The organism is Dechloromonas sp. ZS-1 (assembly GCF_039649255.1).
Lineage (GTDB): Bacteria > Pseudomonadota > Gammaproteobacteria > Burkholderiales > Rhodocyclaceae > Azonexus.
This window is the reverse complement of sequence record NZ_JBDIYD010000001.1, coordinates 336,874-348,464: the sequence shown is the minus strand read 5'-3', so window position 1 is coordinate 348,464 and position 11,591 is coordinate 336,874. Positions and strand designations below refer to the sequence as shown.

The 11,591-nt window shown below is 64.0% G+C and carries 8 protein-coding genes; all 8 read right to left on the bottom strand.

Annotated elements, in window-relative coordinates:
- Positions 1-9: 9 nt before the first annotated feature.
- The 8 genes from AACO21_RS01690 to rsmB all read right to left on the bottom strand — a co-directional run bounded on the left by AACO21_RS01690 (position 10) and on the right by rsmB (position 11,573).
- Positions 10-1,992, bottom strand: coding sequence for a primosomal protein N' (locus tag AACO21_RS01690; RefSeq protein ID WP_346190742.1), 1,983 nt, complete (start codon positions 1,990-1,992; stop codon positions 10-12).
- 226 nt (positions 1,993-2,218) lie between these two features.
- Positions 2,219-3,286 (bottom strand): uroporphyrinogen decarboxylase, encoded by a 1,068-nt coding sequence (hemE, locus tag AACO21_RS01685; protein ID WP_346190741.1) that lies wholly within the window; start codon positions 3,284-3,286, stop codon positions 2,219-2,221.
- A gap of 96 nt (positions 3,287-3,382) precedes the next feature.
- Positions 3,383-4,837, bottom strand: a complete 1,455-nt coding sequence (locus AACO21_RS01680) for a potassium transporter TrkG (RefSeq protein ID WP_346190740.1) — start codon at positions 4,835-4,837, stop codon at positions 3,383-3,385.
- Between the two features lie 10 nt (positions 4,838-4,847).
- Positions 4,848-6,281 (bottom strand): Trk system potassium transporter TrkA, encoded by a 1,434-nt coding sequence (gene trkA / locus AACO21_RS01675; RefSeq protein WP_346190739.1) that lies wholly within the window; start codon positions 6,279-6,281, stop codon positions 4,848-4,850.
- 26 nt (positions 6,282-6,307) lie between these two features.
- Positions 6,308-7,573: a response regulator gene (locus tag AACO21_RS01670; RefSeq protein ID WP_346190738.1), complete on the bottom strand. Its 1,266-nt coding sequence runs from the start codon at positions 7,571-7,573 to the stop codon at positions 6,308-6,310.
- Entirely contained in the window at positions 7,551-9,710 is a 2,160-nt protein-coding gene (locus tag AACO21_RS01665) for an ATP-binding protein (protein WP_346190737.1), read from the bottom strand. Before AACO21_RS01665 ends, AACO21_RS01670 begins: the two co-directional genes overlap by 23 nt.
- Complete coding sequence (locus AACO21_RS01660) at positions 9,707-10,351, bottom strand: DUF4390 domain-containing protein (RefSeq protein ID WP_346190736.1); 645 nt, start codon at positions 10,349-10,351, stop codon at positions 9,707-9,709. Before AACO21_RS01660 ends, AACO21_RS01665 begins: the two co-directional genes overlap by 4 nt.
- A complete protein-coding gene (rsmB, locus tag AACO21_RS01655; protein WP_346190735.1) occupies positions 10,314-11,573 on the bottom strand; it encodes a 16S rRNA (cytosine(967)-C(5))-methyltransferase RsmB in 1,260 nt (419 codons plus the stop codon). Before rsmB ends, AACO21_RS01660 begins: the two co-directional genes overlap by 38 nt.
- Positions 11,574-11,591 lie beyond the last annotated feature (18 nt).

Sequence of the window (11,591 nt, the reverse complement as noted above, 5' to 3'; positions counted from 1 at the left end):
CCGTGCCGCTTAAAACTCCAGCGGATCCACTTCCAGATGCCACCTCAAACGTGACGACGTCTTGATGCCTTCCAGCGCCTCGCGCCACGCGGGCAGGAAGGCTTGCAGGGCCGGGCGGGCGGCGGATTCGGCGAGGAGTTGGCCGCGTTCCAGGTTGGCCAGGCGGGCCATGCGCATGGGGACCGGGTCGTAGATCAGCACATCCGGATGTTCGCCGATCACCGGCAAGGCCGCGGCGGTTTTGAGGAATTCGATGGCTTCGGCCATTTCGGGCGCTTCAGCGCGCAGCATGGCCTGGAAAGCGTAAGGCGGGAAGCCGGCAGATTCGCGTTCGGCGAGCTGGCCCTGGGCAAAGCCCGGATAGTCGTGCTGAACCAGGGCGCTGAACAAGGGGTGATCCGGATACTGCGTCTGGATGATCACCTCGCCCTTCAATTCGGCGCGCCCGGCCCGGCCCGCTACCTGCATGAGCTGGGCAAACAGGCGCTCCGGGGCCCGCCAGTCGGCGGCAAACAGCGCAGAATCCGCCCCCAGCACGCCGACCAGGGTGAGTTTCGGGAAATCATGGCCTTTGGCGAGCATCTGGGTGCCGACCAGGATATCGGCCTCGCCGCCGTGGATGCGTTCGAGCACGGCTTCCCATTGCTTGCGGCTCTTTACGGCATCGCGGTCCACGCGCAGGACGCGGGCCTCGGGGAATTGCTGCTGAACCCAGGCCTCCAGGCGCTGTGTGCCGCGTCCGTAGGGGTGAATGTCCTGATTGCCGCAGGTCGGACAGGCGTGCGGTACGCGGTGTTCGAAGCCGCAGTGGTGGCAGCGCAGGCGGCGGTCGGCGAGGTGCAGCACCATGTTGGCTGCGCAGCGCTTGCAGCGGGAAATCCAGCCGCAGGCAGCGCAGGCCAGCACGGGCGCGTAGCCGCGACGGTTCAGGAAAACGAGGCTCTGCTCGCCGCGCTCAAGGCGCGCCTGAATGGCGGCCACCAGATGACTGCTCACCCCTTCCTGCAAGGGCAGCTTGCGCGTGTCGAGCAGGCGGACAGTGGGCAGCGTGGCCGCCGGATTGGCGCGCTGGTACAGGGTTTGCAGCCGATAGCGCCCGCTCTGCGCGTTGGCCCAGCTTTCCAGCGAGGGCGTGGCCGAGCCGAGCAGCACCGGCACCGCGGCCTGATGAGCACGCACCACCGCCACATCACGGGCCGAATAACGCATGCCGTCCTGCTGCTTGAAAGACGGGTCGTGCTCCTCATCGAGGATGATCAGGCCGAGGTCGGGCATGGGCGAGAACACGGCCAGGCGCGTGCCGAGCACGATGCGTGCGGCCCCTTCGAAGGCAGCGCGCCAATGGCGCTCGCGCGCCGCTTCGGCGAGCTCGCTGTGCAGCGACACCACCTCGGTTTCGGGAAAGCGGGCCCGCACACGCGCTTCGAGTTGCGGCGTCAGGTTGATTTCCGGCACCAGCAGCAAGGTCTGCCGGCCGGCGGCCAACTGGCGCGCAATCAGATGCAGATAGACCTCGGTCTTGCCGCTGCCGGTCACGCCATGCAGCAAATGCACGGCAAACCCGTTTTCCGGGTGCACCGCTTCAACGGCGGCGTGCTGCTCGGCGGTCAACGCCGGTGGCGGGTGAAATTTGGGCGGCTTGGTCTTGCGTCCGGCGCGGCGCTCCGGTGGCGCAACGCGCTTCAGGCCGCCCGGCAGGGCTTGCAGCAGCACTTCGCCCAAGGGCGCCTGATAGTAGGTGCTGGCAAAGTCACAGAGGCGGAAGAAGGCCGGCGGCAAGGGCGGCAGATCGCGCAGGACGGCGAGGGCCGGCTTCAACTGATCGAGCGGCCAGTCGCTCGTCTCGCCCACTTCAACGATGATGCCGATTCGCTCGCCGCGCCCGAAGGGGACGCGCACGCGATACCCCACATCCGCCGTCGACGCGTCGGCATCGACGTAGTCGAACAGGCGGTGCAAAGGGAGGTCAAGGGCGACGCGCAGGACGGGCATGCTCAGTTGTCCACACGGGCTGTGGATAAAGTTGTGAATCTATGCAGAACACCCGGGGCTCGCCGTGCCTTGCCCATCCGGGCATTGCGCAAGAGACCGGTTGGAAAGCCTTGTCATTCAAGGCCCTGGAAAAAACACACCCGGCCAGTGCGGGAAGCAAGGGCCGGGTGGCGCGGGGCACAAACTGCTGTGCATAAGTCAAGTTTTTACCCCGATTTATGACCTATTACTTACGCAATAGACGGCTGTGCGAATGCACGGCCTCGACCAGCGCCGTCACGCTTTCCGGCGGCGTGAATTGGGAAATCCCGTGGCCGAGGTTGAACACGTGGCCGGTATTGCCGGTGCCAAAACTGTCCAGCACCTTCTTGGCTTCGGCAGCGACGACTTCCGGCGGCGCGAAGAGCACGTTCGGGTCCAGGTTGCCTTGCAGGGCCACCTTGTCGCCGACGCGGCGGCGGGCTTCGCCGATGTCGATGGTCCAGTCCAGACCGACGGCATCGCAGCCAATGGCGGCGATTTTCTCGAGCCAGAGGCCGCCGTTCTTGGTGAACACGATGCTCGGAATGCGCTGACCGTCTTTTTCCTTCTTCAGGCCGGCCACGATGCGCTGCATGTAGGCCAGCGAGAATTCCTGATAGGCCGCGTTCGACAGCGACCCGCCCCAGGTGTCGAAAATCATCACGGCCTGGGCGCCGGAGTCGATCTGGGCGTTCAGGTACTGGATCACCGCTTCGGTGGTCACGGACAGGATCTTGTGCAGCAGATCCGGGCGGCTGTACATCATGCCCTTGATGTGGCGGAAATCGCTGGAGCCCTGGCCTTCGACCATGTAGCAGGCGAGCGTGTACGGGCTGCCGGAGAAGCCGATCAGCGGCACCGAGTTATCCAGCGCGCGACGGATTTCGGCGACGGCATCCATGACGTAGCCGAGATGCTCGTACGGGTCCGGCGCGGTCAGGTTGTTGATCGCCCATTCCTCGCGCAGCGGGCGCTCGAAACGCGGGCCCTCGCCTTCGGCGAAATAGAGGCCGAGGCCCATGGCATCCGGCACCGTCAGGATGTCGGAGAACAGGATGGCGGCGTCCAGATCGTAGCGGGCCAGCGGCTGCAGCGTGACTTCGCAGGCCATGGTCGGCGACTTGCACAGGTTCAGGAAATTGCCGGCGCGTTTGCGGGTCTCGCAGTATTCCGGCAGATAACGGCCAGCCTGGCGCATCAGCCAGAGCGGGGTGTAATCGGTCGGCTCCTTCAGGAGGGCGCGCAGGAAGGTATCGTTCTTGGGTCGGCTCACGGTCAACTCCGCCGGAAATCAGAAAACGACCATTATCCGTCTTTCCTGTCCCGCGGTCACTTGCGCGGGATCAGGAAAACCGCGGATGAGCGGTGATTATTTGCGCCAGAAGGCCGGCGTCAGCACCACGAGCAGCGTGAAAATCTCCAGGCGGCCGAGCAGCATGGCAAAGATGCACACCCAGGTCTGGAAATCCTCCAGCACTTCATAGGTGGTCGAGGGACCCACCACACCGAGGCCGGGGCCGGTGTTATTGATGCTCGCCACGATGGCGGTAAAGGCGGAAACGATGTCCAAGCCTGTAAACGCCAGGACCAGCGTCAGCGACACGATGCTGACCATGTACATGAAACCGAACGCAAGCACGGCGAAGAGGATGGGCTGCTGCGCCACCTGACCGCCCACACGCACGTTATAGACGGCGGCCGGATGCATGGCGCGGAGCAGTTCCCGATAGACCTGCTTGTAGAGCAGCAAGGCCCGGATCATCTTGATGCCGCCGCCGGTCGACCCCGCGCTGGTGGCAAAACTGGACAGGAAGAGCATCCAGAGCGGCGCAAAAATCGGCCAGAGCGCGTAGTCCTGGCTGGCAAAGCCGGTGGTGGTCGCAATCGAAACCAGATTGAAGGCAACGTGGCGCAGCGCCGTTTCCAGCTCGGGATAGACCCCATCCTTCCAGATGTAGATCGCCACCACCAGAATGCTCAGCAGGCAGACACCGATGAACCAGCCTGCCTCCGGATCGCGCAGATAGGGCCGCAGCGAACGACCGCTGACCGCCAGAAACAAGGTGCCAAAATTCATCCCGGCGATGAGCATGAAAACAATGGCGACACCTTCGATGGCCGGTGAATCGAAAAACCCGAAGCTGGCATCGTGCGTCGAAAAGCCGCCCAGACCCATGGTCGAGAAGGTGTGACAGATCGCATCGAACCAGCTCATGCCGGCCAACCGGAAAGAAATGGCACACGCAACCGTCACCCCCAGATAAACCAGCCATAAGCCTTTGGCGGTTTCGGCGATGCGCGGCGTCATCTTGGCGTCCTTCATCGGCCCCGGGGTCTCGGCCTTGAACATCTGGCGGCCCCCGATCCCGAGCAGGGGCAGGATGGCGATGGCGAGCACGATCAAGCCCATACCGCCCACCCAGACCAATTGATGGCGCCACAGATTGATCGACATCGGCAGCTGATCGATGTTGCTCAACACCGTGGAGCCGGTGGTGGTCAGGCCGGAGACGGTTTCGAAGTAGGCATCGGTATGGCTGATGCCCAGTTGCAGCATCAGGGGTACGGCGGCAAAGGCCGGCAGGACGGTCCACACCAGCACGACCATCAAAAATCCGTCGCGGATGGTCAGTTCGCGCTTGCAGCGGCGGAAGCGGTACCAAAGGAAGCCGCCACACAACATCGTCAGTGCAAAGCTTTCGTCGTAGACCGCCTGAGCGCCGTCATCCACGGCATAGGACAGGATGAGCGGGGCGAGCATGGTCAGGCCAAAGAGCATGATGATCATGCCCAAGGCCCGATACACCGGGGCAAATCGGGTCATGGCCGCCTCCTCAGAAGAAATGGAAACCGACCTGGAACAACTGCTCGACCTTCTTGACCAGCTTCTTGCGCGTACAGAAGACGATCACGTGGTCCCCCGCTTCGATCACGGTGTCGTGATGCGTGATGACCACCTCGCCGTGGCGGGTGATCGAGGTCCAGTCATCGGTCTGCCCGACAATGACGGCCTTGTCGAAATTGCGCACGATGGCCGCCACCGTGACACCGTCAGGCCAGGGAATCTCCTCGATGCGCCGCCCCACCACCTTGGAAGTCTTGGCATCACCGTGCGCCACCAGCTCCAGCGCCTCGGCAGCACCGCGACGCAGGGAATGCACCTCGGCCACATCGCCGTGACGGACATGGGCCAGCAGCGTCCCGATCGACACCTGAGCCGGCGAAATCCCGATATCGATCGGCCCGCCTTCGATCATCTCGGCATAGGCCCGGCGATTGACCAGCGCCAGCACCCGCTTGCACCCCAGGCGCTTGGCCAGGCTGCCCGCCATGATGTTGTCTTCGTCGTCATTGGTCAGCGCCAGGAAGAGATCCATCTCGGCGATGTTTTCCTGTTCGAGCAGTTCTTCATCGGTGGCATCGCCGAGCAGAACCAGGCTCTGCTCGACCTCGTTGGCGATGAACTCCGCACGCTCCTTGCGCCCTTCGATGATCTTGATCTCGTAACGGGACTCCAGCGCCTTGGCCAGACGCAGGCCAATATTGCCGCCCCCGGCAATCATGATGCGCTGAACCGGCGTCATCATCCGGCGCAACTGACGTAAAACCGGACGGATGTGCTCGGCCGCTGCAAGCAGGAACACCTCGTCGCCATGCTCGATATGGGTCTCGCCATCGGGAAAGACCGCCTGATTGTGGCGAAAGATCGCGGCAATGCGCGCATCCATTTCAGGCGGCAGCAAATTGGGCATTTCCTTGATCGGCTTGCCGACCAGCAGGCCGCCTTCATAGGCCCTGACTGCGACCAGGCTCACCCGGCCCTTGGCGAAATTGAGCACCTGCAAGGCTTCCGGGAATTCGATCAGGCGCTGGATGTAATCCGTGATGACCTGTTCCGGACACAAGGCAAAATCAACCGCGAAGTTCTCGGGGGCCAGCAGCGTGGCATCCTGCAGAAAATCCTGCCCGCGCAGACGCGCCACGCGCGTCGGGATATTGAAGACACTCTGGGCCAGCTTGCAGGCCACCAGATTGGTCTGGTCGCTCTGGGTCACCGCGATCAGCATGTCGGCATCGGTCGCCCCGGCCTCGCGCAAGACCGAAGGCGTCGCGGCATTGCCGACGACCGCACGGAGGTCCAGTTTGTCCTGCAGCACAGCCAGACGCTGGCCGTCGGTATCGACAATGGTGATGTCGTTCTCTTCAGAGACCAGGCCTTCGGCCACGCTGGCGCCGACCTGTCCGGCGCCCAGGATGATCACCTTCATGTTGCCCCTCCCCTTCGGTGCGCGGCTTAATCGTCGCCGCGTCTGCCGAGTTTGATATCGAGTTGTTTGAGCTTGCGATACAAATGTGTCCGTTCCAGGCCGGAACGCTCGGCCAGACGCGTCATGTTGCCGCCTTCGAGGCGCAGATGATGCTCGAAATAGAGTTTTTCGAATGCATCCCGCGCCTCGCGCAGCGGCTGGTCGAACAAGGGAAGCAAGGAGGCGATTTCGCGCTGCTCCTCGGCCTCCTGCGGCATGACGCGCAGCACATCCTCCGGCGTGATGTCCTCATCCAGCGAGGTCAGCGCCAGATTGCGAACCAGCGCATACAGATCGCTCCAGTTCGCTTCCGGATGGTTTTTCCAGGGCAGGGTGCGCAGCGCATTGAGGGCGCCGGTCGACATCCGGCGGGCCGGCACTTCGCCCCGCTCGACAAAATTGGTCAGCAGCAGGCCGGCAATTTCCGGCAGATCGTCGGCATGCCCGGCGAGCGGCGGCAACGCCAGCCAGACCTCGCCCAGGCGGGCCAGCAGCTTGCTGTCCCAGCCGCTTTCGGCCAGGGCCGACAAGGGGCGGAGGGTGGCAACCACGAGCTGCAAATTGAGCTTGTCCAGACGGTCGACCGCAAAAGCGAGGTTCATTTGCTGCATCTTGCCCAGCGCGCCGAGATCCGGCACGAACAGGATGCCGCCACTGACCTTCTCCAGCATCTCCTGGGTCAGCGCACTGCTCAGCGAGGAGACATCCAGCCAGGGCGCACGCGGCGGTTGCAGGGTGCGGGCGCAGATTTCGGCCATGCCACCGACCGCGCCCTTGAGCAGCAGCAGGGAAGACTTGGCGGCAGCCTGTTCGAGGCGGCGCTTGAATTCCTTGACGAAGACCGAGCGGCCAAAGGCTTCCAGGGTCAGCGGCGGCCGGGCCGGCGGCGTATCGTGCTTGAGGGCTTTCTGGACGGTGCCCAGCAGTTTCTGCAAGGCAATCGGCTTTTCCAGGAAATCGAAGGCGCCAAACCGGGTCGCCTCGACCGCCGTGTCGATGGTGCCGTGGCCCGACATCATGACCACGGGCATGTTCAGGTGGCCGCCGGCATGCCATTCCTTGAGCAGGGAAATCCCGTCCATGTCGGGCATCCAGATATCGAGCAGGACGAGGTCCGGACGCAGTTCGTTGCGCACCGCACGTGCCGCCGCGGCGTTTTCCGCAAGGCGTACGTCGTAGCCCTCGTCGATCAGGATTTCCGAGAGCAATTCGCGAATGCCGACTTCGTCATCAACGACCAGAATGATTGCCATGGTTGGCGTCCTCCTCCTTCACACAGGGCAGGCGGATCTCGATCCGCGCACCGCCCTCCGGTGCATTACTGATTTCGATGCTGCCGCCGTGCTCGTCTACAATTTTCTTGACGATCGGCAGCCCAAGGCCGGTTCCCCGTGCCTTGGTCGTGACATAGGGTTCGAAGATGCGGGGCAGCAGATCGACCGGGAAGCCCGGCCCATTATCGCCGATCAGCAGGCAGGCGGTGCGCCCGCTTGTTTCCGTGCTGAGCCGGATGATCGCGCCGTCGCGGCCTTCCAGGGCATCTTCTGCATTGCGCAGCAGGTTGTGGATGACCTGCCGAAGCTGAGTGGCATCGCCGATGACCGGCGCCATCCCCTCGCCCAGGCGGACCTCGATCTGCGCGCTGGAGCTCTCGTAGAGCCCCAGCACTTCCCCGATCAGACCATTGAGGTCGAGCGGCGCCAGTTCCGGGGCAGGCAGACGGGCATAGTCGCGGAAATCATCGACCATGCGCTTCATGGCCTGCACCTGATTGATGATGGTCTGCGTGCCACGGGCCAGCATGTCGGCATCGCCATTGGCCAGCTTGTCGGCCAGCTTGAACTGCAGGCGCTCCGCCGAGAGCTGGATGGGCGTCAGCGGATTCTTGATCTCATGCGCCAGGCGGCGTGCGACCTCACCCCAGGCGGCACTGCGCTGTGCGGCGATCAGGCGGGTCACATCGTCGAACACGACGACATCGCCACCACCACTCGCTTCGGGCAAACGCGAGCCACGCAGCAGGAGCACCTGCGGCATGCCATTCGTGCGCTCCAGCTCGACCTGGGCCTGCCACTCGATCGCCTCGGTCGCGGCAAAATGCTCGCGGATGAAGCTGCCCATCACTTGCTGGCGCGGCCAGGCATCGACCGTCACGCCGATCAAACCGTCGAAATCATCGTTCAGAATGGTGAGCGCCCCTTCGTTGACCGTGCGCAACACGAAGCGCCGGTCAAAAACGAGGACACCGGCCGAGAGATTGGCGAGAATCGATTCGAGATAGCCGCGCGCCGACTCCAGCTCGGCACGATGCCGCTCGGTTTCCCGGCGGGCATCGTCAAGCTGCCGCGTCATGCGGTTGAACGACTGGGTCAGCACCCCGAGCTCATCACCGCTATACACCGCCTGACGCGGTGAAAAGTCGCCCTGAGCGACGGCCTGCGTTCCCTCGGCCAGAATGAACAGGGGTGCGGCGAGGCGACGGGCCATGAAATAGGCCAGCGCAAAGGCGCCAAACAAGGCAACGAGTACGGTCAACGTCAGGGTCAGGGCATAAATCCGGGTCAGCCCTTCGCGGGCCAGCTGGAGTTCCTGATAGTCCCGATACACCGCCTGCACCGCCTCGGCATCCTGCCCGAGCGCCGGGGGCACCGGGTGGATCAGTTGCAGGATGCGCGGCTCTTCGAACATGTTGCGCGCAGTCACCGGCACGAGCACGCGCAGATACAGACGCCCGCCCTCGCCATCCACCGAGGTGACGACCCGCGTCGAGCGCGCTTGCTTGAGCTGGGTGGGATCGGGCAGGTCAGGCAGCGGCGAGGCGCCCAGTTCGCTGCGGGCACTGGAGAGCAACTGCCCGCCGACCGAGAACAGGGCCGCAGACTGCACGCCTTTTTCTTCGCGCAGGCGCAGCAGCGCGGAACGCCGTGCGCCTTCATTGATGTCGGACAGTTCTACCGCCATCGACTGCGCTTTGTCCGACAGATCGGCCAGCAGGGAGTCGAGGGCGGAACGGCCAAGATGCAAGCCCGACTCCAGCGCTTTTTCGACGCGCACATCGAACCAGCTTTCGATGGACCGGGTGACGAATTGCACGGAAACGCCATACACCAGCGCCCCCGGCAGCACCGCGATGACACCGAACATCAGCATCAGGCGCAGCTTGAGGCGCGCCCCGAAAACCTGTGCCTGATAGTCACGCCAGAGCGTCCGCAACTGCCAGCCAACCAGGCCGACCATGGCCAGCGCCAGGACCACATTGAGCGCGATGAGCAGCGGATAGTTACGCGAAAAAATGACCGTATCGGCCGCCGTCGACATCAGCAGCAGGAACCAGAGGATCCCGCCAATCGCGGCCACGAATGCCCCACCCGCTGCAAACAGACGCTTCATCGGGTCTCCACCGCCGGCGTCGGCGCTGCTGCTGGCGCCGGGAGCGGCGGCAAGGCAGGCAGGGTGGCCGCCCAGATTTTCCAATCCGACGAGAGATTCCAGTCCTTGTTACCGAGTGCGGAAATCTGGAAGGGACGTGGTAGCTGGTTCAAGTCGAGCCGGATGCGCAGCGCAGCCTGCAACGTATCGCCGCTTTTGGGGGCCTTGTCGCCCCGCTCCACCACCAGCCAGTTACGCAGGCGGGAAACGGCACGCAGGGCTTCGGTCAGCGTGCCATAGGACTGGTGCAGGCCGCCTCCGGTGGTGACCCGGTACTGCCGGGTCAATGCGTGATAGGCGAGGCGCACGGTCTGAGTGCGCGTCACGAGTTTGTCGTCGAACCAGTACCAACGCGGACGACCCAACTCAAACTCGGCAACGAAATGCAGGGCCACCCCTTTGGTCACGGCCTCTTCGAGGCGGGCATTCAGGTCGAAGGCAAAATCGGCGTTCAGCACGTAGCCGTCGTCGCTGGCCAGCAATTGCGGATTATTGACCTCGATCTCCGCGGCCCAGGCGAGCAGCGGCAGCCAGAGCAGCAGGCATAACAGCCTGCGCCAGCGCTCAGCAATGCTTCTCGAGGAGGCAGTAGAAAAAGCCATCATGGTCGGCGGTGGGCAACAGTTGTTCTTCGTGAACGCGTTGAGCGGCGGGCGTACGGGTCAGGAACTGCTCGATCTGCTGGCTGTTTTCTGCCGGAAAAACCGAACAGGTTGCATAAAGCAGTTTACCGCCCGGGCGGACGACCTGCCACAAGGCATCCAGAATACGCGCCTGGGCTGACGCGAAACTGGCAATATCCTCCGGACGGCGCAACCACTTGGCATCCGGATTGCGGCGCACGACACCGCTCGCCGTACAGGGCACATCCGCCAGCACGGCATCGAAGGGCTGCCCGTCCCACCAGCGGGAAAGCTGGGCACAGTCGGCAGCCTGCACGCGGGCCTGCAAGCCCAGGCGCCCCAGGTTTTCCTCGATGCGGCGGCAACGGGCCGGCTTCAGATCCAGCGCGAGCAAATCGAGGTCCGCACACTCCAGCAAGTGCGCCGTTTTTCCACCGGGCGCTGCGCAGGCATCCAGCACCCGGCTACCCGCCATCGGCGCCAGCAGCGCTGCCGCCCGTTGCGCACCGGGGTCTTGTACGGACACTTCGCCTTGGGCAAAACCCGGCAGTTGTTCGACCGGCACCGGCCAGGCCAGTGCAATGGCCGCATCGGCCAGGGCATGCCCCTGAATCCCCGCCGCCGCCAGGCGTGCCAGATAGGCCGCCGGCTCGGCGCGCCGGACATTGACCCGCAGGCCCATCGGGGGCGGTGCATTACCGGCCTGAACGATGCTTTCCCAATGTTCCGGATACGCGGCCTGCAGTTCGGCCAGCCACCACGCGGGATGCCGGGTTTTGGCCACAGGATCGGTGTCGACCGCCGCCAACAGGGCCTCCTGCTGACGCAGAAAATTCCGCAGGACAGCATTGACCAGCCCCTTGAATTTCCCGCCCACGATCTCGCCGGCGGCCAACACAGCCTGATCGACCACGGTATGTGGCGCATCGGGCCAGGTTTCCAAGCGATACAGCGCGACCAGCAGCAGCGCCCGCACGTCCTCAACCGGCAAAGGACGGTCGAGCAGGCGGGAGAGGAAGAAATCACCCCGGCCATACTGGCGCAGGCTGCCATAGACGAGATCCTGCACAGCGGGACGGGCAACGGCGTCGACGCGGCCGATCAGGCCTTCGGCCAGGCTCTGGCCGGCAAAGACGGCGGCATCGATTCGGGCGGCCTGCAGCAGTGCATAGGCCAGGGAGGTGTAAGGCAGACGGGACATAGGCGTCGATTATCGCAC

Bases quoted from the DNA above. Each gene is read 5' to 3' on its own strand.
- AACO21_RS01670 (WP_346190738.1), bottom strand. From the start codon at position 7,573: ATGGCAATCATTCTGGTCGTTGATGACGAAGTCGGCATTCGCGAATTG.
- AACO21_RS01680 (WP_346190740.1), bottom strand. From the start codon at position 4,837: ATGACCCGATTTGCCCCGGTGTATCGGGCCTTGGGCATGATCATCATG.
- trkA (WP_346190739.1), bottom strand. From the start codon at position 6,281: ATGAAGGTGATCATCCTGGGCGCCGGACAGGTCGGCGCCAGCGTGGCC.
- AACO21_RS01690 (WP_346190742.1), bottom strand. From the start codon at position 1,992: ATGCCCGTCCTGCGCGTCGCCCTTGACCTCCCTTTGCACCGCCTGTTC.
- AACO21_RS01660 (WP_346190736.1), bottom strand. From the start codon at position 10,351: ATGGCTTTTTCTACTGCCTCCTCGAGAAGCATTGCTGAGCGCTGGCGC.
- rsmB (WP_346190735.1), bottom strand. From the start codon at position 11,573: ATGTCCCGTCTGCCTTACACCTCCCTGGCCTATGCACTGCTGCAGGCC.
- AACO21_RS01665 (WP_346190737.1), bottom strand. From the start codon at position 9,710: ATGAAGCGTCTGTTTGCAGCGGGTGGGGCATTCGTGGCCGCGATTGGC.